The sequence below is a fragment of the Streptomyces sp. NPDC045287 genome (assembly GCF_056432325.1).
In genome coordinates this window covers 107,174-132,850 of record NZ_JBWKJG010000004.1, presented here as the reverse complement: position 1 = coordinate 132,850, position 25,677 = coordinate 107,174, and the positions used below count along the sequence as shown (strand labels likewise).

At 74.2% G+C, this 25,677-nt stretch carries 19 protein-coding genes; 11 read left to right on the top strand and 8 right to left on the bottom strand.

Features of this window, described 5'->3' with window-relative positions; all coding sequences use genetic code 11:
* Window positions 1–193: 193 nt before the first annotated feature.
* The 4 genes from AC07D6_RS08855 to AC07D6_RS08840 all read left to right on the top strand — a co-directional run bounded on the left by AC07D6_RS08855 (window position 194) and on the right by AC07D6_RS08840 (window position 4,394).
* On the top strand, window positions 194–1,171 hold the full coding sequence (locus AC07D6_RS08855; RefSeq protein WP_315875577.1) for a tetratricopeptide repeat protein: 978 nt from the start codon (window positions 194–196) through the stop codon (window positions 1,169–1,171).
* A gap of 602 nt (window positions 1,172–1,773) precedes the next feature.
* Window positions 1,774–2,454 (top strand): DUF6230 family protein, encoded by a 681-nt coding sequence (locus tag AC07D6_RS08850; protein WP_315875576.1) that lies wholly within the window; start codon window positions 1,774–1,776, stop codon window positions 2,452–2,454.
* A gap of 94 nt (window positions 2,455–2,548) precedes the next feature.
* Complete coding sequence (locus AC07D6_RS08845; protein ID WP_315875575.1) at window positions 2,549–3,064, top strand: DUF6114 domain-containing protein; 516 nt, start codon at window positions 2,549–2,551, stop codon at window positions 3,062–3,064.
* Entirely contained in the window at window positions 3,054–4,394 is a 1,341-nt protein-coding gene (locus AC07D6_RS08840; RefSeq protein ID WP_479043061.1) for a hypothetical protein, read from the top strand. Before AC07D6_RS08845 ends, AC07D6_RS08840 begins: the two co-directional genes overlap by 11 nt.
* A gap of 67 nt (window positions 4,395–4,461) precedes the next feature.
* Here the strand turns inward: AC07D6_RS08840 and pyk are convergent, their stop codons facing one another.
* The 3 genes from pyk to pta form a co-directional block, all read right to left on the bottom strand.
* Entirely contained in the window at window positions 4,462–5,892 is a 1,431-nt protein-coding gene (gene pyk, locus AC07D6_RS08835) for a pyruvate kinase (protein ID WP_315875573.1), read from the bottom strand.
* A 113-nt stretch (window positions 5,893–6,005) separates the two neighbouring features.
* A complete protein-coding gene (locus AC07D6_RS08830) occupies window positions 6,006–7,208 on the bottom strand; it encodes an acetate kinase (RefSeq protein ID WP_315875572.1) in 1,203 nt (400 codons plus the stop codon).
* Window positions 7,209–7,314: 106 nt separating this feature from the next.
* Entirely contained in the window at window positions 7,315–9,399 is a 2,085-nt protein-coding gene (pta, locus tag AC07D6_RS08825; RefSeq protein ID WP_479043060.1) for a phosphate acetyltransferase, read from the bottom strand.
* Between the two features lie 256 nt (window positions 9,400–9,655).
* On the opposite strand from pta, the gene AC07D6_RS08820 reads away from it, so the two are divergent.
* Window positions 9,656–10,681 (top strand): ATP-dependent 6-phosphofructokinase, encoded by a 1,026-nt coding sequence (locus tag AC07D6_RS08820; protein ID WP_315875570.1) that lies wholly within the window; start codon window positions 9,656–9,658, stop codon window positions 10,679–10,681.
* Between the two features lie 245 nt (window positions 10,682–10,926).
* Entirely contained in the window at window positions 10,927–12,141 is a 1,215-nt protein-coding gene (locus tag AC07D6_RS08815; RefSeq protein ID WP_479043059.1) for a hypothetical protein, read from the top strand.
* A gap of 111 nt (window positions 12,142–12,252) precedes the next feature.
* Here the strand turns inward: AC07D6_RS08815 and AC07D6_RS08810 are convergent, their stop codons facing one another.
* From AC07D6_RS08810 to AC07D6_RS08800, 3 genes are all read right to left on the bottom strand, one after another.
* Window positions 12,253–12,948 (bottom strand): helix-turn-helix domain-containing protein, encoded by a 696-nt coding sequence (locus AC07D6_RS08810; RefSeq protein ID WP_449343271.1) that lies wholly within the window; start codon window positions 12,946–12,948, stop codon window positions 12,253–12,255.
* A gap of 126 nt (window positions 12,949–13,074) precedes the next feature.
* Window positions 13,075–13,767, bottom strand: coding sequence for a response regulator (locus tag AC07D6_RS08805; protein WP_479043058.1), 693 nt, complete (start codon window positions 13,765–13,767; stop codon window positions 13,075–13,077).
* On the bottom strand, window positions 13,764–15,575 hold the full coding sequence (locus AC07D6_RS08800) for a sensor histidine kinase (protein ID WP_479043057.1): 1,812 nt from the start codon (window positions 15,573–15,575) through the stop codon (window positions 13,764–13,766). Before AC07D6_RS08800 ends, AC07D6_RS08805 begins: the two co-directional genes overlap by 4 nt.
* Before the next feature lie 126 nt (window positions 15,576–15,701).
* Between AC07D6_RS08800 and AC07D6_RS08795 the strand changes: the two genes are divergently transcribed.
* The 5 genes from AC07D6_RS08795 to AC07D6_RS08775 all read left to right on the top strand — a co-directional run bounded on the left by AC07D6_RS08795 (window position 15,702) and on the right by AC07D6_RS08775 (window position 21,756).
* Window positions 15,702–17,126, top strand: a complete 1,425-nt coding sequence (locus AC07D6_RS08795) for a cation:dicarboxylate symporter family transporter (protein WP_479043056.1) — start codon at window positions 15,702–15,704, stop codon at window positions 17,124–17,126.
* A 173-nt stretch (window positions 17,127–17,299) separates the two neighbouring features.
* Entirely contained in the window at window positions 17,300–18,517 is a 1,218-nt protein-coding gene (locus tag AC07D6_RS08790) for a YncE family protein (RefSeq protein WP_479043055.1), read from the top strand.
* 51 nt (window positions 18,518–18,568) lie between these two features.
* On the top strand, window positions 18,569–18,970 hold the full coding sequence (locus AC07D6_RS08785; protein ID WP_315875564.1) for a MerR family transcriptional regulator: 402 nt from the start codon (window positions 18,569–18,571) through the stop codon (window positions 18,968–18,970).
* Window positions 18,967–19,299, top strand: coding sequence for a thioredoxin (gene trxA, locus AC07D6_RS08780; RefSeq protein ID WP_479043054.1), 333 nt, complete (start codon window positions 18,967–18,969; stop codon window positions 19,297–19,299). The genes AC07D6_RS08785 and trxA overlap by 4 nt, the downstream gene beginning before the upstream one ends.
* A gap of 213 nt (window positions 19,300–19,512) precedes the next feature.
* Window positions 19,513–21,756, top strand: coding sequence for a HelD family protein (locus AC07D6_RS08775; RefSeq protein ID WP_479043053.1), 2,244 nt, complete (start codon window positions 19,513–19,515; stop codon window positions 21,754–21,756).
* Here AC07D6_RS08775 and glgB read toward each other — a convergent pair.
* Window positions 21,743–24,094: a 1,4-alpha-glucan branching enzyme gene (gene glgB, locus AC07D6_RS08770; RefSeq protein WP_479043052.1), complete on the bottom strand. Its 2,352-nt coding sequence runs from the start codon at window positions 24,092–24,094 to the stop codon at window positions 21,743–21,745. The genes AC07D6_RS08775 and glgB overlap by 14 nt on opposite strands.
* A 64-nt stretch (window positions 24,095–24,158) precedes the next feature.
* A complete protein-coding gene (locus AC07D6_RS08765; RefSeq protein WP_479043051.1) occupies window positions 24,159–25,634 on the bottom strand; it encodes a maltokinase N-terminal cap-like domain-containing protein in 1,476 nt (491 codons plus the stop codon).
* Between the last annotated feature and the right edge of the window lie 43 nt (window positions 25,635–25,677).

Below are 25,677 nucleotides of genomic sequence, written 5' to 3'. Positions count from 1 at the left end.
CGGTACCGCGCGTGTGAGCCAGTTCACCCGCCCGCGCGGTCCGCGCCCCCGACGGCACAGTTACGCTACGACGCGTAGCGAAAGGCCGGCGCGGCCCGCAGCGACGACCACAGGTGCCGGGTGGGGACCCGGCGCCGCCACGACCGGTGCCCTGACGTACCGGTTACGCGCGCGGAAGGGGGAGGATGTACCCATGCAGCCTAGGAACATGTCCATGAGCGGCGTCGTCGACCTCGCCGCGGTGAAGGCGGCCGGAGAGGCCAAGGCAAAGGCGGAGCAGGCGCGCGCGCAAGCGGCCCGGCAGGGCGGCACCGGCGCCGTGCCCCCGTCCGCGCTGGTGATCGATGTCGACGAGGCCGGTTTCGAGCGCGACGTCGTCCAGCGCTCCGCCGAGGTGCCGGTCGTCATCGACTTCTGGGCCGAGTGGTGCCAGCCGTGCAAGCAGCTCGGGCCCCTGCTGGAGCGGCTGGCCGTCGAGTACAACGGCCGGTTCGTCCTGGCGAAGATCGACGTCGACGCCAACCAGATGCTGATGCAGCAGTTCGGGATCCAGGGCATCCCGGCGGTGTTCGCGGTGGTGGCCGGCCAGGCCCTGCCGCTCTTCCAGGGCGCGGCGCCGGAGCCGCAGATCCGCGAGACGCTGGACCAGCTCGTCCAGGTCGCCGAACAGCGCTTCGGCCTGACGGGGCTGACCGTGGACGCGGACGGGGAGGCCCCCGGCGCGGACGCCGCGGCCAGGACGGTGCCGGCCGGCCCGTACGACGCGCTGCTGGAGGCGGCGGTCCGGGCGCTGGACTCCAACGACATCCCGGGCGCGATCCAGGCGTACAAGAACGTGCTGGTCGACGACCCGGGCAACAGCGAGGCCAAGCTGGGCCTCGCCCAGGCCGAACTCCTCGGCCGGGTGCAGGGGGCGGACCCGCAGCAGGTCCGCAAGAACGCCGCCGACGACCCGGCGGACGTGCCGGCGCAGTTGGCCGCCGCCGACCTCGACCTGGTGGGCGGCCATGTGGAGGACGCCTTCGGGCGGCTCGTCGACACCGTGCGCCGTACGGCCGGGGACGACCGGGAAGCGGCGCGGGTACGGCTGCTGGAACTGTTCGAGGTCATCGGCCCGGACGACCCGCGGGTGATCAAGGCCCGCGGCGACCTGGCGCGCGTGCTGTTCTGATCCGGTCCCCGGGTGACGGCTCCGCCGCTGGGGCGGCAGGGCCGCGCCCGGGGCTCCACGCGGTCGCGCTTTACCAAAACTTGGTAAACGCGACCGCTGTTACTTCCAGTAAGTCAACACCCTCTTGATGTCCGGCTATCAGCGCTGAAATCCCCTTTCGCCCGACCGGCCGGTAGCACCGTGAGTGCCCGCGCGACGGCGCGCGGTCGCGTCCGGTTTATCTAGTCGTTACTAGCGGGTAACGAGCCCCCTTGTGCCCCGGGCCCGAATGGACCACGATCGGCCACGCTCGGTCCGACACCGCACCAGCCCGGCAACCAGCCGCGCCGCGGGGTCGGGTCCCCACCGGGTGGGCCGGGGCTCCTGCGCCGGCCGTGGACAGGGGGGTTCCTGCTCATCCGGCAGGGCCTGTCCGAACGGGCCGCGCGGACGCCTGCGCCGAGCGGCCAGTGGTTGTCGCTCGGGGGTGATCGCCGGTGATCCGGACGCGGCTCGCGCCCGATCCGCGGGCGTTCCCCTCCCCGAGGACGTAGCACTTCTCCCATCCCAGGACGGGCCTGACGGGTCCGGCCCGGAGATGTACGTCCGAGAAGGAGGAATCTATGAAGTCCCAGGTTCGCGGTGGGACCAGATGGAAGCGGTTCGCCGTCGTCATGGTGCCCAGCGTGGCCGCGACGGCCGCGATAGGCGTCGGCCTGGCCCAGGGGGCCCTCGCGGCCTCGTTCGCCGTCTCCGGCCAGGAGTTCAAGGTCACGGCCGACCACCTGTACGGCGAGGGCTTCGCCCAGTACGGCGGCGTCGACATGGGCTACGCCCAGGTGAAGGAAGGCGATCAGCTCGTTCCGCGCCCGGTCGCGATCTCGACGTTCAAGTACGCCGAGATCACGAAGATGTGCCAGTCGGTGGTCACGCCGGACGTCCCGGTGTTCGGCAAGATCACGCTGAAGCTGACGGCCGGTCCGGGGCCGGACGACGACAAGAAGGTCGTCGCGTCGAACCTGTACCTCGACGTCACCGACCTCGACGCCAACGCCGAGTTCAAGAACATCGACATCGGCGTGGCGGCCAAGGACACCGACGGTACCAAGGACGGGAAGCGCGGCAAGGGCCCGGCGGTCAAGGACCACGGCATCAACCAGAACGGCTTCGCCCAGCAGGCGGAGACGGCGACGCTCACCGACGTGAAGCAGAAGGCGTGGGCCACCACGGCCGGCACGTTCAAGCTGAGCGGCCTGAGCATGCGCCTGCACAAGGGCGACGGTCCCAAGGTCGAGTGCTACTGACCGGTGATCCGTACGGGCGGGCGCGGGACCCGCGAGGCGACCGTGCCCGCCCGTCCGCCTCCTCACACAGCAACACCAGTTCCAGGGAGCTTCCATGAGCGCCGAGTCGCCGGAGCAGAACGAGCACTACATCCGCGTCCTCAAGCGGCGGTTCCGAGACTGGCGGGGCACCCGGCCGTTCTGGGCGGGCCTGTTCACCCTGCTGGGCGGAATCCCGATCGCCTACCTCCCGTACGCGACCCTCCAGCTCGGGCAGATGACCCTGTCGATGGCGACGACCGCGGGCTCCGGGTCGCTGATCATCGGCGTCCTGCTGGTCACCCTGGGCCTGACCATGTGGTTCCAGCAGGCCGTACGCATCTTCGCCGGTATCGCGGCCATCCTGCTCGCCCTGGTGTCCCTCCCCGTGGCCAACATGGGCGGCTTCTTCATCGGCTTCCTCCTGGCCCTGATCGGTGGAGCGCTCTCCGTCTCGTGGGCGCCCGGGCAGCCGGAGACCGAGCCGGAGCCGGCACCCCTCGCGGACGACCCGATGGAACCGGTCGCCGCGCCCACGTACGACACCGAGACGACTGTCGACGCCAACGGCGGGAGGAACAGTGCGGGGTGACGAGACACAGCCGGCGGCGGTCGACGACGGGGCCGCGCGCGGCAGGAGGGGACCGCGCCACGCGGCCCCCCGCAAGTCGCTGCTGACCAGGCTTCAGGCACCGGCCGGCAAGGCGCTGGCGCTGGCCGCGATGCCCACGGCCGTCCTCGTGGGCATGAGCCTCACGCCGCGGCCCGCCCTGGCGGACGAGAAGGACATCCCCTTCGCGCCGGGCCCGTGCGTGACGCAGTCGGACGAGCCGGCGGAGCCGGAGGGGCCGAAGGAGCCGGAGCCGAGCCGGACCCCCTCGGCGTCGCCCTCCGCGACCCCGTCGCCGAGCGGCGGAACGGAGGGGCCGACGCCGACGCCGACGGCCGACCCCCCGGCGGGCGGGACGGCCGGGACGGACGGGCCGGTGGCGGACCCGGCGAAGGAACCGCGGGAGGGCACGTCCCCGGCCGCGACCCCGACCCCCTCCGCGGCCCCGGCCCCCGCACCCGGCGCGACGCGCAACCCCCTGGACCCGCTGGGGGTCACGGAGGCCGTCAAGGACCTCGTCGGCGGGCTGACGGGCCGTCCGGAGCCGACCGGGTCCGCCCCGCCGGCGCCGGAGCCGACGCCCACGGCCCCGACGGCGGAGAAGCCGGCGGAGAAGCCGGGGGAGGGGCCGGCGGAGGAGGGCGACGGGAAGCCGGCCGGGAAGCCCGGCTCCCCGGAGGAGCCGGCCGACGAGGCGCGGGACCGGACCAAGGAGGCCATCAAGGACGCCGCCGACCAGGTGGGCGCCGAGGTCGAGGAGCTGCCCGAGGACGCCAAGGGCCTGGACCCGAAGAAGGACGAGGACGTCCCCGACGACGCCAAGCCCCGCTTCCCGTGCCCGACCCCGGACCCGCAGGCCCTCGCGGACGCCGAGCCGGAGCCCGGCATCCCGCACGTGGCGGACGACCCGTGGCGGCTGGAGAGCACCAAGCTCACGCTGCGGGGGCTGAAGTACCACGGCATCGTCGAGGTGCGGACGGGCAGCGGCACGCTCAAGAAGGCCCTGAAGTTCACCGCGTCCGAGGTGGACATCAAGGACCTGCACCAGCTCACCGTCCACAGCGAGGGCCGCACGGGCCACGTCACCTCCCGCCCGGGGTCGACGTCCACGATCCGCGGCGGCACGGTGACGATGTACACGGAGGAGCTGAAGGGCAACCTCTTCGGCCTCATACCGATCACGTTCAGCCCCGCGACCCCGCCCCCGCTGGACGTCCCCTTCGCCTTCTTCACCGATGTGGAGGTCACCCAGGCGGCCCAGTTCGGCGGCACCCTGACCGTCCCGGGCCTGCACAATCACATCGAGGGCTGACCCGGAGCAGGAACGAGGGCGGCACCCGGACCACCGGGTGCCGCCCTCGGCCGTTCCGGGGGCGTCGTCAGGCGTTCTCGCCGCTGCCCAGGTGGTGGACGCGGACCATGTTCGTGGTGCCGGGGACGCCGGGCGGGGAGCCGGCGGTGATGACCATGACGTCGCCCGGGTTGTAGCGCTGGAGCTTCAGCAGCTCCGCGTCGACCAGGTCGACCATCGCGTCGGTGTTGTCGACGTGCGGGACGACGAAGGACTCGACGCCCCAGCTCAGCGCCAGCTGGTTGCGGGTCGCCACGTCCGTCGTGAACGCCAGGATCGGCTGCGCCGCGCGGTAGCGGGACAGGCGGCGGGCCGTGTCGCCGGACTTGGTGAAGGCGATCAGCGCCTTGCCGTGCAGGAAGTCCGCGATCTCCGCGGCCGCGCGGGCCACCGAACCGCCCTGCGTGCGCGGCTTCTTGCCGGGGACGAGGGGCTGGAGGCCCTTGGAGAGCAGCTCCTCCTCCGCCGCCGTGACGATCTTCGACATCGTCTTGACCGTCTCGATCGGGTACGCGCCCACGGACGACTCCGCGGAGAGCATGACCGCGTCGGCGCCGTCCAGGATCGCGTTCGCGACGTCGGACGCCTCGGCGCGCGTCGGCCGCGAGTTGGTGATCATCGACTCCATCATCTGGGTCGCGACGATCACCGGCTTGGCGTTGCGGCGGCACAGCTCGATGAGCCGCTTCTGCACCATCGGGACCTTTTCGAGCGGGTACTCGACGGCCAGGTCGCCGCGCGCCACCATCACGCCGTCGAACGCCATCACGACGTCCTGCATGTTGGCGACGGCCTGGGGCTTCTCCACCTTCGCGATGACCGGGACCCGGCGGCCCACCTCGTCCATCACGCGGTGGACGTCCTTGACGTCGTTGGCGTCCCGGACGAAGGACAGCGCGACCATGTCGCAGCCCATCCGCAGCGCGAAGCGCAGGTCCTCGATGTCCTTCTCGGAGAGCGCCGGCACGTTCACCGCCGCACCCGGCAGGTTGATGCCCTTGTGGTCGGAGACGACACCGCCCTCGATGACGATCGAGCGCACCCGGGAGCCGTCGACCTCCAGGACCTTCAGCTCGACGTTGCCGTCGTTGATCAGGATCTGGTCGCCCTTGGCGACGTCGCCGGGGAGGCCCTTGTACGTGGTGCCGCAGATGGACTTGTCGCCGGGGACGTCCTCGGTGGTGATCGTGAACTCGTCTCCGCGGACCAGCTCCACCGGGCCCTCGGCGAAGGTCTCCAGACGGATCTTCGGGCCCTGGAGGTCGGCGAGCACGCCGACGGCGTGGCCCGTGTCCTCGGCCGCCTTGCGAAGGCGGTGGTACCGCTCCTCGTGCTCAGCGTGGGTGCCGTGGCTCATGTTGAAACGGGCCACGTTCATGCCGGCCTCGATGAGCGCTTTCAGCTGCTCGTAGGAGTCGACGGCGGGGCCCAGTGTGCAGACGATTTTGGAACGGCGCATAAGGCGGATCCTATCGGTTTGTTTCTGTGCGGAATATTCCGGTAGGCGGAACGTACAAATGGGCGGACTGCCGCTCAGTCGAGTTCTTCGAAGTGAGTTGTTGTTTCCCGATTTCAGTTGTTTACCAGCGAGTAAGTCTGCTGGGCGATCTCCAGTTCCTCGTCGGTCGGGACCACCGCGACCGCCACCCGCGCGTCCGCGGGCGAGATCAGGCGGGGCTCCCCGGACCGCACGGCGTTGAGCTCGGCGTCCACCGCCAGGCCCAGTTGCTCCAGGCCCTCCACGGCGGCCTCCCGCACCGGGGCCGCGTTCTCGCCGACCCCCGCCGTGAACGCCACCGCGTCCACCCGGCCGAGCACCGCGTAGTACGCCCCGATGTACTTCTTCAGGCGGTGGACGTAAATGTCGAACGCGAGCCGGGCCCGCTCGTCGCCCTCGTCGATTCGGCGGCGGATCTCCCGCATGTCGTTGTCCCCGCACAGCCCCACGAGGCCGCTCCTCTTGTTCAGCAGTTCGTCGACCTCGTCGACCGACATCCCCGCCACCCGCCGCAGGTGGAAGGTGACCGCCGGGTCGATGTCGCCGGAGCGCGTACCCATCACCAGGCCCTCCAGCGGCGTCAGGCCCATCGACGTGTCCACGCACCGGCCGCCGGCCACCGCCGAGGCGGACGCGCCGTTGCCCAGGTGCAGCACGATCACGTTCGCCTCGGAGGGGTCCTTGCCCAGCAGCCGGGCCGTCTCGCGGGAGACGTACGCGTGGGAGGTGCCGTGGAAGCCGTAGCGGCGGATGCGGTGCGCGTCGGCGGTCTCCGTGTCGATCGCGTACCGGGCGGCGTACTCCGGCATCGTCGTGTGGAACGCCGTGTCGAAGACCGCCACCTGCGGCAGGTCCGGGCGCAGCGCCCGCGCCGTACGGATGCCGACGATGTTCGCCGGGTTGTGCAGCGGGGCGACCGGGACCAGCCGCTCCACCTCCGCCAGCACCTCGTCCGTGATCACCGTGGGCGCGGTGAACCGCAGGCCGCCGTGGACCACGCGGTGGCCGATCGCCGCCAGGTCGGGGGAGTCCAGGCCGAGGCCGTCGGCGGCCAGCTCCGCCGCGACCGCCCTCAGCGCCGCCTCGTGGCCGGCCATCGGGGCGGAGCGCTCGCGCCGCTCGCCGCCCGCCGGCGTGTGCACCAGGCGCGAGGTGCCCTCGCCGATCCGCTCCACGAGGCCGACGGCGAGGCGGGAGCCGTCCCGCATGTCGAGCAACTGGTACTTCACCGACGAGGAGCCGGAGTTGAGGACGAGGACACGAGTCGCGCTGGTCACGGGTGCGGTGCTTTCTGTCGGTGGGGCGGAGGAGGTGGGAAGGGCGAGAGGGGGGAGAGGGACGGGGGACGGGAAGGGCGGCGCGAGGGGGAGCGGCGGCGCGGTGTCACGCGGGGCCGCTCCGGGCGGCCTGCGCCTGGATGGCGGTGATGGCCACCGTGTTCACGATGTCGCTGACGAGCGCGCCGCGCGACAGGTCGTTCACCGGCTTGCGCAGCCCTTGGAGCACCGGGCCCACGGCCACGGCGCCCGCCGAGCGCTGCACGGCCTTGTACGTGTTGTTCCCCGTGTTCAGGTCCGGGAAGATCAGCACGGTGGCCCGGCCCGCGACCTCCGAACCGGGCAGCTTCGTCGCCGCGACGGACGGCTCCACGGCGGCGTCGTACTGGATCGGGCCCTCGATCCTCAGCTCCGGGTGCGCCGCGCGGACCAGCTTCGTCGCCTCGCGCACCTTGTCCACGTCCGCGCCCGTCCCCGAGGTGCCGGTCGAGTACGACAGCATCGCGATCCGCGGCTCGACGCCGAACCGGGCGGCGGTGGCCGCCGACTGGACGGCGATGTCGGCGAGCTGCTCGGCGTTCGGGTCCGGGTTGACCGCGCAGTCGCCGTACACGAGCACCTCGTCCGCCAGGCACATGAAGAACACCGACGACACGATCGACGCGTCCGGCTTCGTCTTGATGATCTCGAACGCCGGGCGGATCGTCGCCGCCGTGGAGTGCACCGACCCCGACACCATGCCGTCCGCGAGGCCCTCCTCGACCATCAGCGTGCCGAAGTAGTTGACGTCCGACACCACGTCGTACGCCAGCTCCACCGAGACGCCCTTGTGCGCGCGCAGCGCCGCGTACCGCTCCGCGAAGCGCTGCCGCAGCTCGGAGGCGGCCGGGTCGATGAGCTGCGCGCCGGACAGGTCGATGCTCAGGTCGGCGGCCTTCTTGCGGATCGCGTCCGGGTCGCCGAGCAGCGTCAGGTCGCACACGTCGCGGCGGATCAGCACGTCGGCGGCGCGCAGCACCCGCTCCTCCACGCCCTCCGGCAGGACGACCCGCCGCCGGTCGGCGCGGGCCTGCTCCAGCAGCTCGTGCTCGAACATCATCGGGGTGACGCGTCCGCTGCGCGCCACGGAGATCCGCTTCAGCAGGTCGCCCGTGTCGACGTGCCGCTCGAAGAGGCCCAGCGCGGTCTCCGCCTTGCGCGGGGTGGCCGCGGTCATCTTGCCCTCCAGCGAGAACAGCTCCTGCGCGGTGGGGAAGCTGTTGCCGCTGACCGCGATCACCGGAGTGCCGGGGGCGAGGCGGGCGGCCAGGGTGAGGATCTCCTCGCTGGGCTGCTCGTTCAGGGTGAGCAGGACGCCCGCGATCGGCGGCGTGCCGGCCGAGTGCGCGGCCAGCGCGCCCACCACCAGGTCGGCGCGGTCGCCGGGGGTGACGACCAGGCAGCCGGGGGTCAGGGCGTTGAGGAAGTTCGGCAGCATCGCGCCGCCGAAGACGAAGTCCAGGGCGTCGCGCGCCAGCCCCGAGTCGTCGCCGAGCACGACGCGGGCGCCCAGCGCGTGGGTGATCTGCGCGACCGTCGGGGCGGAGAGCGCCGGCTGGTCGGGCAGGACGTAGCAGGGGACGGGCAGGCGGGCCGCGAGCCGTTCGGCTATCGCCTCCCGGTCCTCGGCGGCGACCCGGTTCACGACCATCGCCAGGACGTCGCAGCCGAGCCCGTCGTACGCGCGGAACGCGTTGCGCGCCTCGGCCCGCACCGCGTCGGCCGGGCGGCCCTTGCCGCCGACGACCGGGATGACGGAGGCGCCGAACTCGTTGGCCAGGCGCGCGTTGAGCGCCAGCTCGTCGGGGAGCTGCGTCGCGGCGAAGTCCGTGCCGAGGACGAGGACGACCTCGTAGTCGCGCGCCACCGCGTGGAACCGCTCCACCAGGCGGGACGCGAGCGCGTCGGTGCCCTGCTCGGCCTGGAGCGCCGCCGCCTCCCGGTAGTCCATGCCGTACACCGTCGCCGGGTCCTGCGACAGCCGGTAGCGGGCCCGCAGCAGCTCGAAGAGGCGGTCCGGCCCGTCGTGGACCAGCGGGCGGAACACCCCCACCCGGTCCACCTGGCGGGTGAGGAGTTCCATCACTCCCAGCTCCACGACCTGGCGGCCGTCCCCGCGCTCGATCCCGGTCACGTACACGCTGCGCGCCACGCCGTGGTCTCCTGTCCGTCAAGCGAGTGTGCGTCCAGATCTCCGTATGGGCGAAAACACCTCAGGAGAGGTGGCCATACCCTCTTGACAATACCTCCGGGAGTGGGTAATGCGCTTGCCGGGTGCGTGGGGCCCGGCAGGCCCGCGGGGTCCCTCCTTCGAGTGCCCGGCGGGGCCGGGGACACACGGCCCGTGGGACAATTCGGATGCCCCGTACGGCACGACGGCCCCTCTACCGAGCAGGAGACACAGCACGATGCGCATCGGAGTTCTCACCGCAGGCGGCGACTGCCCCGGCCTGAACGCCGTGATCCGCTCGGTCGTGCACCGCGCGCTCACCGGTCACGGAGACGAAGTCATCGGCTTCGAGGACGGGTTCAAGGGCCTCCTCGACGGCCACTACCGGCCCCTCGACCTGAACGCCGTCAGCGGCATCCTCGCCCGCGGCGGCACGATCCTCGGATCGGCCCGGCTGGAGCGGGCCCGGTTGCGGGAGGCCGCCGAGAACTGCGACGACCTGCAGCGCCGGTACGGCATCGACGTCCTCATCCCGATCGGCGGCGAGGGCACGCTGACGGCGGCCCGCATGCTCTCCGACGCGGGCATGCCGGTGGTCGGCGTCCCCAAGACCATCGACAACGACATCTCGTCGACGGACCGCACCTTCGGCTTCGACACGGCCGTGATGGTCGCCACCGAGGCCATAGACCGCCTGAAGACCACCGCCGAGTCGCACCAGCGCGTGATGGTCGTCGAGGTGATGGGGCGCCACGCGGGGTGGATCGCCCTGGAGTCCGGCATGGCCGGCGGCGCCCACGGCATCTGCCTGCCGGAGCGGCCCTTCCAGGTGGACGACCTGGTCAAGATGGTCCAGGAGCGGTTCGCGCGCGGCAAGAAGTTCGCGGTGATCTGCGTCGCGGAGGGCGCGCACCCGGCGGAGGGCTCCATGGAGTACCGCAAGGGCGAGATCGACCAGTACGGGCACGAGCGCTTCCAGGGCATCGGCACGCGGCTCGCCAAGGAACTGGAGAGGCGCCTGGGCAAGGAGGCCCGCCCCGTGATCCTCGGCCACGTCCAGCGGGGCGGCACGCCGACCGCGTACGACCGGGTGCTGGCGACCCGCTTCGGCTGGCACGCGGTGGAGGCGGCGCACCGGGGCGACTTCGGCATGATGACGGCGCTGCGGGGGACGACCATCACGATGGCGCCGCTCGCGGACGCGACGACCCGGCTGAAGACGGTGCCGGAGAGCCGGATGGTGGAGGCGGAGTCCGTCTTCTGACCGGCCCGCCGGCCCGGCGCCACGGAGCGGCCTTGATCGTCCCCCCGCGACGATCAAGGCCGCTTTTCCGTGGCCCCGCGGCCCCCGCGGCCCCCGTGGTCCCCGCGGCCCCCGCGGCCTCCGCGGTCCCCGTGGTCCCCGTGGCCGAATCCCACTCTTGAGGGCCATCGCCGTTTCAACAAGGCTTGGGGCTTGTCCCGGACACGTCCCAACCCTGTCCGGGGCGGCAAGGGAAGGGATCACCGATGACCGACGGGGAGAGGGCTCCCGAGCCATGGGACGTCCATGACCCCGCCGGGTTCGTCGCCCGGTTGCAGGCGCTCAAGGACTGGTCCGGGCTGACGTACCGGGAACTGACGGCCCGTGCGGAGGCGGCCGGCGACAGCCTGCCGCGGTCGACGGTCGCGAACATGCTGATGCGCGGGACGCTGCCGCGGGAGGAACTGCTCGCCGCCTTCGTCCGCGCGTGCGGGGCGGGGCCGCGGGAGACGGAGCTCTGGCTGTCCGCCCGCAAGCGCCTGGCCACCCGCCGGGGCTCCCACCCGGTGCCGGTCCCGTGCGCCTGCGCCCCCGGCTCCTGCTCGTGCGCCCCGCACGACCCCGGGCCGGGCGCGGGCCCCGGCGTCCCGGGCGCGGGCCCCGGCCCGGATGCGGGCCCCGACCCGGGCAGGGGCCCCGCCCCTGGCGTGGGCCCGGGCACGGGCACGCCCGCCGCGGCGGTGGGCCCCCCGGACGGCGACCCCGTGCCGGGCGCGTCCGGTCACGGCCGCCCGCCGGACGGCGCGCCGGCGCACGCCGGTGCCGACCGGGCCGCCGAGGAGGGGCGGCCCGGCACCGGGCGGGGCGCGGGGGAGGAGCGGACCCGGAGGTTACGGTCGTGGGCCGGGCGGGCCCTGGTGCCGGTCGTGGGCGGGATCGCGCTCGTCGTGGCGCTGGTCTCCGTCGTCTCGCACCTCGACGGCGACGAGGACCGCCACGAGCCGTCCGCCGCGGCCCCGCCCGCCGCGGGGGGCGTCGACATCCGCGCCCTCCACTCCGGGCTGTGCCTCAACGAGCGGCGCGGGCAGCAGAACGGGCAGGTGTACCAGGTCGACTGCGCCGGCGCCGCCGTCCCCCGCTACTCCCTCGCCCGCCTGGACGGCGGCCTGTGGCGGATCGCCTCGGACCACCCCGACTACGGTCCCGGCTGCTCCGGCGTCCCCGCCGACGTCCCCCGGGAGGACGGCGCGCCGCTCGTGGACCAGGAGTGCGGCAAGCGCGGCCCGCGCGAGGCGTTCCGGATCGAGCCCCTGGGTGGCGACCCCGCGCGGGGCCACCGCATCCGCAACGCCGCGTCCGGTCTGTGCGTCACCGTGCCCGGCGCGTCCCGCGAGGAGTGGACGGCCGTCGTGCAGAAGCCGTGCGCGCCGGACGGCGCCGGTCAGCTCTTCGGTTTCGACCGCCGCCCGGCGGGAGGCTAGGACCGCGACGGTCCCCGCGCCGCGCGCACCGAGCCGGTCCCCGGCCCGGCGCGCGGGGCGGAGGGGGAGCGCGGCCCGCCCGGGGCCGCCGGTGGCCCCGGGAAACGGGCCCTACAGCCGCGCCAGCGCCCAGAAGTGGTCGACGATCCGCTCCAGGTACGCGCGGCCCGCCTCCCCGCCGCCGTCACCCGGATCGTCCCGGCCGTACGTGGCGGCCGTCCGCGCCCGGTAGCCGGCGTGCAGCCGCTGGAGCACGTCCTCCAGGTGGTCGCGGTGCATCGGCAGCAGCTTCGCGGCCGGGCGGACGTACGCCTGCCAGCGCGTGGCGACCACCGCGTTCCGCAGGACCTCCGCCAGCTCGGCGTCCCGCCCGGTGGCGTCCAGCAGTTCGCGCGGGCCCAGGCCGAGGACCCGCGCGAGCGCGGCGGTCTGCCGCTCGTTGCCGCGCCAGCGGCCGGAGTCCTCCATCCGCAGGTACGCCTTGGGGTCCAGCCCGATCCACCGGGCCAGGTCCTCGGGCTCCATGCCCCGCGCCACGCGGTGCTCCCGCAGGGTCGTCGCGGCGGCGAGCAGGTCGCCGGGCGAGCACCACAGCACTCCGGCGAGCGCGGTGAGCTCGCGGGCGTCGGGGCGGCCGACGCCGCGCTCCCAGGCGGTGACGGTCTCGGGAGGGACGTCCAGTCCGTACTGCGCGCGCAGGCCGTACGCGACGTGGCCGGGCGTCATGCCCAGGCCCTCGCGGAGGCGGCGCGCGGCCGGGGCGTCGAAGGGGGGCGCGGGGGCGGGGGGAGGCGGGTGCACGCGCACAAGCTAGGTGCGGGCCGTCGCCCCTGGCTACGGTTCGTTCGAACAACGGCCGATGTTGGAGGAAGGTCCAGAAGGGTCCTACTCATCGGTAATGGGAGGTATGCCCCTCGGCGGGGCCGCCCGCGTTCAGCGCCCCCCCGTCCCCGGCAGCCAGCGGTACTGGAGCTCCGGCCGCCCGATCTGCCCGTACTGCGGGCTGCGCTCCGCCCGCCCGGCGGCCACCAGGTGCTCCAGGTACCGGCGCGCGGTGATCCGCGAGATGCCCACGGCGGCGCCGGCCTCGGCCGCGGTCAGCCCGTCGTCCGCCGCGCGCAGGGCGCCGGTCACGGCGGCGAGGGTCGGCGCGCTCAGCCCCTTGGGCGGCGCGGCGGGCTGCGGCGTGCGGAGCGCGGCGAGCGCCCGGTCGACCTCGTCCTGCCCGGACGCCTCGCCCACGGCCGCGCGGAACTCGGCGTACCGCGCGAGCCGGTCCCGCAGGGTGGCGAACGTGAACGGCTTCAACACGTACTGCACGACGCCGAGCGACACGCCCTCGCGCACGACCGCCAGGTCCCGCGCGGAGGTCACGGCGATGACGTCGGCGGAGTGGCCCGCGGCCCGCAGGGAGCGCAGGAGCCGCAGGCCGTGGCCGTCCGGCAGGTACAGGTCGAGGAGGATCAGGTCGACGGGCGTGCGCTCCAGCAGCCGTACGGCGGCGGCGCGCGAGTGGGCGACGCCGACGACGCCGAAGCCGGGCACCCGCCCGGCGTACAGGGCGTGCGCGTCGGCGGCGACGGGGTCGTCCTCGACGACCAGCACCCTGATCCCGTCCGCGCTCACCTCCGCACCTCGGCCCCGGCGCCCTCGCCCGCCGTCCCCGTACCGTCCGCCGCGCCCGCCGCCGCCGTGTCCGTACCCACCGCCGTGTCCGCGTCGTCCACCGCGCCCGCGTCGTCCGCCGTGTCCGTACCCGCCGCCGTGCCCGCGTCCGTCACCGTCGTATCCACGTCGCCCGCCGCGCCCGCCGCCGTACCCCTGCCGTCCGCCGGGCCCGGTGGTGACGGTGCCCGCGCGCCGCCCAGCGGCAGCCGCACCGTGAACTCCGCGCCGCCCTCCGGGGCCCCGCCCACCTCCACGCGCCCGCCCGCGCGGTGGGCGGCCTGGCGCACCAGGGGGAGGCCGATGCCGCGGCCCGGGCCGCGGGTGGACCAGCCGGGGGCGAAGGCCGCCTCCGCGTCACCGGGCGGCACGCCCGGGCCCGTGTCCGCGACGCGCAGCAGCAGTTCGCCGTCGGCCGCGCCGAGCGCCACCGTGACGCGGGAGCCCGCCGAGCCCTGGGCCGCCTCGACGGCGTTGTCGATCAGGTTGCCGAGGATCGTGACGAGGTCCCGTGCCGCGAGGCCCGGCGGCAGGACGCCGTCGTCGACGCGGCTGTCGTCCGTCAGGACCAGCTCCACGCCCTGCTCGCCGGCCTGCGCCGACTTGCCCAGCAGCAGCGCGGCCAGCACCGGCTCGCCGACCGCGTCTACCACCCGGTCCGTCAGCGCCTGCGCCAGCTCCAGCTCCGCCGTGGCGAAGTCGACCGCCTCCTCCACGCGGCCCAGCTCGATCAGCGACACGACCGTGTGCAGCCGGTTCGCCGCCTCGTGCGCCTGCGCGCGCAGCGCCCGGGTGAAGCCGCGCTCCGAGTCCAGCTCCCCGGAGAGCGCCTGGAGCTCGGTGCGGTCCCGCAGGGTCACGACCGTGCCGCGCCGCTCCCCGCCGACCACCGGCCGGGTGGACACGACCAGCACCCGGTCCGCCGTCAGGTGCGGCTCGTCCTCGCGCGGCTCGGCCGCCAGCAGCGCGCCCGTCAGCGACGGGGGCAGCCCCAGCGCGGCGACCGGGGTGCCGACGGCGTCCTCCCGCAGGCCCAGCAGCTCCCGCGCCCCGTCGTTGACCAGCGCGATCCGGCGCTGCCCGTCCAGCATCAGCAACCCCTCGCGCACCGCGTGGAGGGCGGCCTGGTGGTAGTCGTGCATCCGGCTCAGCTCGGTGGCGTTCATGCCGTGGGTGTGCCGCCGCAGGCGGGCGTTGACCACGTACGTGCCGACCGCGCCCAGCGCCAGCGCCCCGCCCGCGAAACCGAGCAGCGCGGCCACCTGGTGCCGCAATTGCTCGGTGATCCGGTCGACGGCGATGCCCGCGCTGACCAGGGCGACGACGCGGTCCCGGTCCCACACGGGCGTGACCGTCCGCACGGAGCGCCCGAGCGTCCCCTCGTACGTCTCCGTCAGCGTCTCGCCGCGCCGCGCCGCGTCGATGTGGCCGAGATACGTCCCCCCTATCCGGTCCGGATCCGGGTGGGTCCAGCGCGTCCCGTCCGGCGCCATGACGACCACGAAGGTCACCCCGTGCACGCCGGTGAGGGCGTCCGCGTAGGGCTGGAGGACGGCCGTCGGATTGTCCGAGCGGGCGGCGGTGACCACCGACGGCGCCCTGGCCACCGCCTTCGCGGTGGCGGTCACCTGCCGGCGCGCGGTCTCCTCCGCCTGGGCGCGGTCGGTGGCGTACGCGAAGACCGCGCACCCGGCCACGACGGCCGCCATCAGCACGGCCTGCATCGCGAACAACTGGCCGGCGAGGCTGCGGGGACGGGTCAGGCGCATGCCGCAAGTCTGCCTGTCCGAAAACGCGTGAACGAAACGAACGCAACGGTGACCGGGGTCACAGGCGTGGTGGATAGTCGCGGGGATCCACCGGGACGTGGAGCGAACTCTTCGAGGGAGGACCCCGTGGCCGCACGACGGGAACGGACCCACTATCTCTACCTGGCCGTCATCGCGGCGGTCGTGCTCGGCGTCACCGTGGGCTTCGCCGCGCCGGGGGTCGCGCAGGAGCTCAAGCCGCTCGGCACCGGTTTCGTGAACCTCATCAAGATGATGATCTCGCCGGTGATCTTCTGCACGATCGTGCTGGGCGTGGGTTCCGTGCGCAAGGCCGCGAAGGTGGGTGCCGTCGGCGGTCTGGCCCTCGGCTACTTCATGGTCATGTCGACCGTCGCGCTGGCCATCGGCCTCGTCGTCGGCAACCTGCTGGAGCCCGGCGCCGGGCTGCACCTCACCGACGAGACCCGGGCGGCCGGTGAGCAGCAGGCCGAGGGGGCGAGCGAGGGCACCGTCGACTTCCTCCTGGGAATCATCCCCCAGACCCTGGTGTCGGCGTTCACCGAGGGCGAGGTCCTCCAGACACTGCTCGTCGCGCTGCTCGCGGGCTTCGCGCTGCAGGCGATGGGCAGGGCGGGCGAGCCGGTGCTGCGCGGCATCGGCCACGTCCAGCGGCTCGTCTTCCGCATCCTGGCGATGATCATGTGGGCGGCGCCGGTCGGCGCGTTCGGCGCGATCGCCGCGGTGGTCGGCTCGACGGGCGTGGACGCGCTGAAGTCGCTCGCCGTCATCATGCTCGGCTTCTACGCCACCTGCGTCGTCTTCGTCTTCGCCGTGCTCGGCACGCTGCTGCGGCTGGTCGCCGGGGTCAGCGTCGTGGCGCTGTTCAAGTACCTGGCACGGGAGTTCCTGCTGATCCTGTCCACCTCGTCGTCCGAGTCGGCGCTGCCGCGGCTGATCGCCAAGATGGAGCACCTGGGCGTGAGCAAGCCCGTCGTCGGCATCACCGTGCCGACCGGCTACTCCTTCAACCTGGACGGCACCGCGATCTACCTGACGATGGCCGCGCTGTTCGTCGCCGAGGCGATGGGGCAGCCGCTGGCGGTCGGCGAGCAGATCTCGCTCCTCGTCTTCATGGTCATCGCGTCGAAGGGCGCGGCGGGCGTCACCGGCGCCGGGCTCGCGACGCTCGCGGGCGGCCTGCAGTCGCACAAGCCGGGGCTCGTCGACGGCGTCGGCCTGATCGTGGGCATCGACCGGTTCATGAGCGAGGCGCGCGCCCTGACCAACTTCGCGGGCAACGCCGTCGCGACCGTGCTGATCGGCACGTGGACGAAGGAGATCGACAAGGACCGGGTGGCGGAGGTGCTCGCCGGCCGGATGCCGTTCGACGAGACGACGCTGCTGGACGACGGGCACGGCGCGGACGCCCCCGCCGACGGTGCCGCGACCGACGGCACCACGACCGACGGTGCCGCGACCGACGCCCCGGCCGGCGCCGCCCCGGGCGCGCCGGAGCGGTCCGCCGGTCCGGGGAGGCCCGCCGGGGCCTGACCCCGCCGGTGGCGGGCGCGGGCGCGGGAGCCGGAACAGGGCCGGTTCCCGCGCCGTTCCGCGGGGGTCCCGAAGGGTGTACCGCCGGTAACATGACGTTCCGAGCATGACATGCACACGTCCTCGACCCGACGACGACCGCCACCCGCACCGGTGCGAAGGGATGGTCCCCCATGTCACGTCTGGCCCGTACGACCGCCGCGCTCGCCCTCGCCCTGTCGCTCGCCGCCGGCCTCCCGGCCGCTGCCGCCGGGCCGAAGGGCCCCGCGGCGCCCGCCGCCGGACCGCTCCGGGACGTGGTCCTGGTCGGCAACAGCGCGGACGGCACGGTGAGCTTCCTCGACGCCCACACGTACCGGAACCTCGGCACCCTCGACGTCGTCCCGGACCTGGAGGAGGTCCTCGGCGGCATGGACCTGTTCCGCCGCGCCGCGTACGAGGTGGTCAAGCAGCAGGCGGGCGGCGACAAGTTCGTGGACGACGCCCACCTGTCGCCGGACGGCCGCACCCTGTACGTCTCGCGCGGCAACCTCGGCGACGCCGCCGCGTTCGACGTGGCGACGGGTCGCCGGCTGTGGCGGACGCACCTCGACGGGTTCAAGGCCGACCACGCGGCGCTCTCCGCGGACGGCCGGTCGTTCGTCGTGTCCGCGATCACCGCGGCCAAGGCGCAGGTCCTCGACACGGCGACCGGCCGCGTCACCGGCGAGTTCCCCACGGGCACGTACCCGCACGAGAACATCTACTCCGCGGACGGCTCCCTCATCTACAACATGTCCATCGGGGTGACGTCCCTGCCGAAGGCCCTCGACTTCCTCAAGGGCAGCAAGCAGGTGACCGTCGTCGACGCGGCGACGCTGAAGGTGGTCCGCACGTACGCCTTCGACAAGGGGATCCGCCCCGCCGTCGTCACCCCGGACGGCAAGACGATGTACGCCCAACTGTCGTACCTGAACGGCTTCGTCGAGTACGACCTTCAGGCCGGGCGCACGGTCCGCACCGTGGAGATGCCCTTCAGCGAGGCGGGCGCGGCGCTCGAACCGGACGACTACCCGCAGAACTCCGCCCACCACGGCATGGCCATGAACGCGGCGCGGGACAAGCTGTGCGTGGCCGGGACCATCGACGACTACACGGCCGTCGTCTCCCGCCCCGCCCTCACCACGGACGGCTTCGTCCACTACCCGCCGGGCTCCCTCCCGTACTGGTCCGTGACGGGCGCGGACGGCGGGACGTGCTGGGTGACGCTCTCCCACCGGGACGAGGTGTCGGTCGTCGACTACGCGACGGCGAAGGAGGTCGCACGGGTGAAGGTGGGCGACTTCCCGCAGCGCGAGCGGACGGGGCGCGCGGCGCCCGAGGCGCTGGCGGGCCTCACGCCCCAGGGGTGACGGCGCGGCGGCGCTTGCCTTGACGCCGACGTCAAGCCGTACGTTCGGGGCATGCGAATCGGCGAACTGGCCCGGCGCGCCGGGGTCACCACCCGCACCCTGCGCTACTACGAGGCGCGCGGGCTGCTCCCGGCGCGCCGCGGCGACAACGGGTACCGGACCTACGGCGAGGACGACCTGCGGCTGCTGCGGCAGATCCGCGTCCTCCAGGACTTCGGCTTCGGCCTGGAGGAGACCCGGCCGTTCGTCGAGTGCCTGCGCGCCGGGCACCCGGCGGGCGACGCCTGCCCGGCCTCGCTCGCCGTGTACCGGCGGAAGCTGACCGAACTGGACGCGCTGATCGGCCAGCTCGGCTCCGTCCGCGCGCAGGTCGCCGCACACCTGGCCGCCGCCGAGGCGGCCCGGTACGAAGCACCCGAACCCCGCTGCCAATTCGGAGGGACCACCCCATGAGGACCACCACCGTGAGGACCGTCACCGACGCCGACTTCGCCACCGAGGTCCTGTCCGCGGACCGCCCGGTCCTGGTCGAGTTCACCGCGAAGTGGTGCGGTCCCTGCCGCCAGCTCGCCCCGGTCCTGGACCGGGTGGCCGAGAAGTACGCCGACCGCCTGGACGTCGTCGCCCTCGACGTCGACGCGAACCCGGAGGCGGTGGCCCGCTACGCGGTGCTGTCGACGCCGACGCTGCTGCTGTTCGAGGGCGGCGAGCCGGTGAGGTCCGTGACGGGCGCGCTCCCCGAGCGCCGCCTCGTGGAGGCCCTGGCGCTCACCGCTCCCTGACCTGCGGCCCGGCCCCGACCCCGCCCCGTCCCGGCGCGACCCACGGCCCTGACCCCGCCCCCGGCGGCCCGCGGCCCGGCGCACGGCCGGGCAACGAAGAAACCCCCTCCGGATTGACCGGCGGGGGCGGGCGACGCGTATAGTGGACGATTCCGCGTGCGGGCACAACAAAACCCCGCGCGGAATCGACTGGCACAACATATCGCGTCGGGAGTGGAATTGTCAATCGGGGAGACCGAGGCGCTACGGGACGAGCAGCGGTTCGTCAGCGGGCTCTACGCCCGGCTCGACGCCCTGCGGGAGCGGGCCGAGGCGGCCGTGCGCGACGCGCTCAGGAGCGACGCGGGCAGCCGGCAGGCGCGGGTGGAGCGCGACGTGGCCGTCGCCGAGCAGTCCGGGCTGCTCGCCGCGTACGACGCGGGCGACCAGGGGCTGTGCTTCGGGCGGCTGGTGTTCCGCGACGGGCGCGACCACCACATCGGGCGGATCGGCATCCGGGAGGACGACGCCGAGCGCACCCCCCTCGTCATCGACTGGCGCGCCGAGGTCGCCCGCCCCTTCTACCTCGCGACCGGCCACACCCCCATGGGCCTCAGCCGGCGCCGCCACCTCACCACCCGGGGCCGCGAGGTCACCGCCCTGCACGACGAGATCCTCGACCTGCGCGACACCGCGCGCAGCGGGCACGAGGGCCGCGACGCCGACGCCGTGTTGCTCGCCGCGCTCGACGCCGCCCGCACCGGCCGGATGACCGACATCGTGCGGACCGTCCAGGCCGAGCAGGACCGCGTGATCCGCGCCCCGCACGAGGGCGTCCTCGTCGTCGAGGGCGGGCCCGGCACGGGCAAGACCGCCGTCGCCCTGCACCGCGCCGCCTACCTGCTGTACGCGCAGCGGGAGCTGCTGGCCCGCCGCGCCGTGCTCGTCGTCGGGCCCAACGCCGCGTTCCTGCGGTACATCGGGGACGTGCTGCCCAGCCTCGGCGAGACCGGCGTGCTGCTCGCCACCGTCGGCGAGCTGTTCCCCGGCGTCCGCGCGACCGGCGCCGACAGCCCGGAGGCCGCCGAGATCAAGGGCCGCGCCGCCATGGCGGACGTCCTCGCCCGGTTCGTCCGCGACCAGCAGACCGTGCCGCCCACCCGGGAGCCCCTGGAGATCGACCACGAGGACTACGGCACGCTCCTCCTCGACCGCGACACGGCCGAGGACGCCCGCTGGGACGCCCGCGGCACCGGCCTGCCGCACAACCTGGCCCGCCCCCGCTTCGCCACCCGGATCGTCGACGCGCTCACCGCCCGGCTCGCCGACCGCCTGGGCGCCGACCCCTACGGCGGGCCCAACCTCCTCGACGCCTCCGACATCGCCCAACTGGGCAAGGAGATCGCCGCCAGCGACGAGGTGCACGCCGCGATCGACCGGCTGTGGCCCGTCCTCACCCCGCAGCGGCTCGTCGAGCGGTTCCTCGACGCCCCGTACGGCTACCTCCCCGACGGCGAGGCCGAGTTCGTGCGCCGCGAGCCCGGCGCCCCCTGGACCCCCGCCGACGTGCCGCTCCTGGACGAGGCGGCCGAACTGCTCGGCGAGGACGACTCCGCCGCCCGCGCCGCCGCCGCCCGCGAGCGCGCCCGGCGCGTCGCCTACGCGCAGGGCGTCCTCGACGTGTCGTACGCCTCGCGGACCTACGAGTTCGAGGACGAGGAGTCCGAGGTGCTCGGCGCGCACGACGTCATCGACGCCGAGCGCTTCGCGGAGCGCCACGAGGAGGACGACCACCGCACCGCCGCCGAACGCGCCGCCGCCGACCGGACCTGGGCGTTCGGGCACATCGTCGTGGACGAGGCGCAGGAGCTGTCCGCGATGGCCTGGCGACTGCTGATGCGCCGCGTCCCCACCCGCTCCATGACCCTGGTCGGGGACCCCGCCCAGACCGGCGACGCGGCGGGCTGCGGCTCCTGGCGGGAGATCCTCGCCCCGTACGTGGGGGACCGCTACGAGCACGTCACGCTCGGCGTCAACTACCGCACCCCCGCCGAGATCATGGAGGTCGCCGCCCGGGAGCGGCGCGCCGAGGAGCCGGACTTCCGGCCGCCCCGCTCGGTGCGCTCCACCGGCACACGGCCCTGGGAGGTCGTGGTGGACGACCTGCCCGCCGCCGTCGCGGAGGCGGTCGCCCGCGAGGCCCGCGAGGAGGGGCGGCTCGCCGTCATCGCGCCCGCCGCCCACCACCCCGCCCTCGCCGCCGCGCTCCCCGGCGCGGCGCACGGCCCCCACCCGGACCTGACCCGGCCCGTCGTCCTCCTCGACCCGCGGCAGGCGAAGGGCCTGGAGTTCGACACGGTGGTCGTCGCCGACCCGGACGCGATCCGCGCCGCCGGGCCGCACGGCGTCAACGACCTGTACGTGGCGTTGACCCGCGCGACCCAGCGCCTGGGCACCGTCCGGCTCAGGCCGGCCTGAGCCAGACCGTCGCCAGCGGCGGCAGCGTCATGCGGATGCCGTCCGGCTCGCGCTTCAGCGGGCCGGCGTTCCGCACGCCGCCGCCGCCGTACCGCGCGTCGTCCGTGTTGAGGACCTCCTCCCAGGCGGGCACGGCCTCCGGCGTCCACAGCCGGTAGCCGTCGCGCACGACCGGCGAGAAGTTGCTCACCGCCAGCAGCGGGCCGCCCTGCGCGTCGTACCGCACGAACGCGAGGACGTTGTCCTCGGCGGCGTCGCCCAGCGCCCACTGGAACCCCTCCGGGACCGTGTCCCGCTCCCACAGCGCGGGGGTCGCCGCGTACACGGCGTTCAGGTCGCGCACGAGGTCCTGCACGCCCCGGTGGTCGCCCGCCGAGTGGTAGTCGTCGGCCAGCAGCCACCACTCCGGCCCGTGCGCCTCCGACCACTCCGCGCCCTGCGCGAACTCCTGCCCCATGAACAGCAGTTGCTTGCCGGGGTGGGCCCACATGAAGCCCAGGTACGCGCGGTGGTTGGCGCGCCGCTGCCACCAGTCGCCCGGCATCTTCGACACGAGCGCCTGCTTGCCGTGCACCACCTCGTCGTGCGAGATCGGCAGGACGTAGTTCTCGCTGTACGCGTACACCATCGAGAACGTCATCTCGTTGTGGTGGTACTTGCGGTGCACCGGCTCCTTGGAGACGTACACCAGCGAGTCGTGCATCCAGCCCATGTTCCACTTCAGCCCGAAGCCGAGCCCGCCGTGGTCGGTGGGGCGGGTCACGCCCTCCCAGGCCGTGGACTCCTCGGCGACGGTGACCACGCCGGGGCAGCGGCGGTAGACGGTCGCGTTCATCTCCTGGAGGAAGCGGACGGCGTCGAAGTTCTCCCGGCCGCCGTACTCGTTGGGCACCCACTCGCCGTACTCCCGGGAGTAGTCGAGGTACAGCATCGAGGCGACGGCGTCGACGCGCAGGCCGTCGATGTGGAACTCCTCGCACCAGTACACGGCGTTCGCCACGAGGAAGTTCCGCACCTCCGTCCGCCCGTAGTCGAACACCAGCGTCCCCCAGTCGGGGTGCTCGGCGCGGCGCGGGTCCGGGTGCTCGTACAGCGGCGTCCCGTCGAAGCGGGCCAGCGCCCAGTCGTCCTTCGGGAAGTGCGCCGGCACCCAGTCGACGAGGACGCCGATCCCCTCCTGGTGCAGCCGGTCCACGAGGTGCTTGAAGTCGTCCGGCGTGCCCAGCCGGGCCGTCGGCGCGTAGTACGAGGTGACCTGGTAGCCCCAGGACGGGCTGTACGGGTGCTCGGCGACCGGCATCAGCTCCACGTGCGTGAACCCGAGGTCCTTCACGTACGCCGGGAGCACCTCGGCCAGCTCCCGGTACGACAGCCCCGGCCGCCACGACGGCAGGTGCACCTCGTACACGGAGAACGGCGACGCGTGCACCGGGCGCTCGCCGCGGCGGGCCATCCACGCGGCGTCCCGCCACTCGTGGTGCGAGGCGGTGACGACGGAGGCCGTCTCCGGCGGACACTGGGTGCGGCGCGCCATCGGGTCCGCGCGCAGCGAGTGGCGCCCGTCCGGGCCGACCACCTCGAACTTGTACAGCGTGCCCTCGCCGACGCCGGGCACGAACAGCTCCCACACCCCGCTGGCGCCCAGCGACCGCATCGGCAGGCCCGTGCCGTCCCAGAACGTCCAGTCCCCGGCGAGCCGCACCCCGCGCGCGTTCGGCGCCCACACGGTGAAGCGCGTCCCCGCCACGCCCTGATGGGTCATCACGTGCGCGCCGAGCGCCGTCCACAGCTCCTCGTGGCGGCCCTCCCGGATCAGGTGCAGGTCCAGCTCGCCCAGCGCGGGCAGGAACCGGTACGGGTCGTGGACCTCCAGCTCGGCCGTGTCGTACGAGACGAGCAGCCGGTGGTCGGCCGGGACCTCCGGCAGCGGCAGGACGCGGGAGAACAGGCCGTCGCCGTCGTCGTGCAGCGGGTGCCGCTCCCCGTCGGGGAGGACGACGGCGACCGCCCGGGCGTGCGGGCGCAGCGCCCGGAACACCACCCCGTCCGGCACCGGGTGGGCACCCAGCAGCCCGTGCGGGTCGTGGTGCTCGCCGGCGAGGAGGCGCGCCCGGTCGGCGCCTTCCAGGGGGGACGCCGGCACCCCGTCGGCCCCGTCCCGGGGGCGGGGCGGCCTGCCGGCCGCGGCGGGCGCCCCCGGGGCGTCCGGGGTGCCGGGCGCGGCCGGCGCGGGGGCGTCCGGGGCCGGTGTCTGCGGCGTGGACGCCCCCAGGGTGGTGACGACCGGCTGCGCGGTGCTCGTCGTGGGCGGTTTGCGGGTCGGACGACGGGGGGTCACGGGAGAGGTCCTCCTCGGCGAGGTGAGTGAGGCGGGATGGGGTGGGGGGACGGGCGGGGGCGGGTCAGGTCAGCCGGTCGGGGGAGAACCGCGGGCGCCCGGAGAGCGCCCGCCCGGAGCCCGGCGGGAGGGGGCCCGCGCCCGGGGACGAGGCCAGGCGGCGGACGGCGGCCATCGGCACGCGCAGCCAGTCGGGGCGGTGCCGGGCCTCGTAGACGACCTCGTACACCGCCTTGTCCGTCTCGTACGCGCGCAGCAGCGCATGCTCCGCGCGCGGGTCGCGGCCGGACGCCTCGGCGTAGCCGGAGCAGTACGCGTCGCGGCAGCGTTCCGCCCACTCCGGGTGCCACGGGTGGTGCGAGTGGGCCGCGTAGTCGAAGGAGCGGAGTATCCCGGCGACGTCCCGCACCGGCGGCTGCGGGCGGCGGCGCTCGGCGAGCGGCTTCGAGGGCTCCCCCTCGAAGTCGATCACCGACCACTCGCCGTCCGGGGTGCGCAGCGCCTGCCCGAGGTGCAGGTCGCCGTGGACCCGCTGGGCGCGCCAGGTGCTGCCGTTCTCGGCGAGCGCGGCGACCGCCTCGAAGGCGGCGCGCAACCCGGGGACGTACGGCACGAGCGCGGGCACCGCCTGGGTGGCGGCGTCCAGGCGGCGGCTCATCGTGACGGCCAGGTCCCGCGCCTGGCGCCGGGCGAGCACCACCGTGGGCAGCGCGTCCGCCAGGGCGGTGTGCACCTCGGCGGTGGCCCGGCCCAGGGCGTGCGCCTCCGGGACGAAGTCGCGGCCCGCGGCCAGTGCGTCGAGGGCGAGCTGCCAGCCGTCCTGCGAGCCGCGCAGGTACGGCTGGAGCACGCCCAGCGTCGCGCCGTCCGGCCCGGCCCCCGCCTCGTACCAGGCGACGGGCGCCGGCACCCGGGCGCAGCCGGCGCGGGCGAGGGCGAGCGGCAGCTCCAGGTCCGGGTTGGCGCCCGGGTGGATCCGCCGGAAGATCTTCAGGATGTACGCGTCGCCGTAGACGAGCGACGTGTTCGACTGCTCGGCGTCCAGCACGCGCGGGGGCAGTCCGTCGGGGATGGTCGCCGTCCGGTGGAAGCTCAGCGGGCCGATCGCGCCGGGTGCCCGCAGCCGCTCCAGGAGCAGCGTGGCGAGCCGCGGGTCCTGGAGCGCCTCGTACACGGTGCGCCCCGCCAGGGGCCCCTGGGTGACGCGCCCGATCAGGGCGGGGGCGAGCCGGGGCGGGAGCGTGTCGCACACGCCCAGCAGCAACTGGTAGCAGTCGCCGGACGAGGACGAGGACGAGGACGAGGGCGAGGACGAGGAGGCGGCGGGGCCGGGTTGCTGGACGCGGACGAGCAGGTGCAGGAGCCCGGGTCCGGCGGCGCCGAGCGAGAGCAGTTCGGTGGCCGACACGAGGGCGAAGCCGGTGACCGGCTTCCCCTTCCCGGCGAACCACCTTCTGCGCGGCAGCCATTCGTGGAGCAGCGGCGCCAGCGACGGCAGCAGGGCGACGGGTGCCCGGGCGGTGGATGCGGTCTCCGACATGGCAGCGCGTCCTTTCCCCGGGTACTACAGAATGCACGGAATG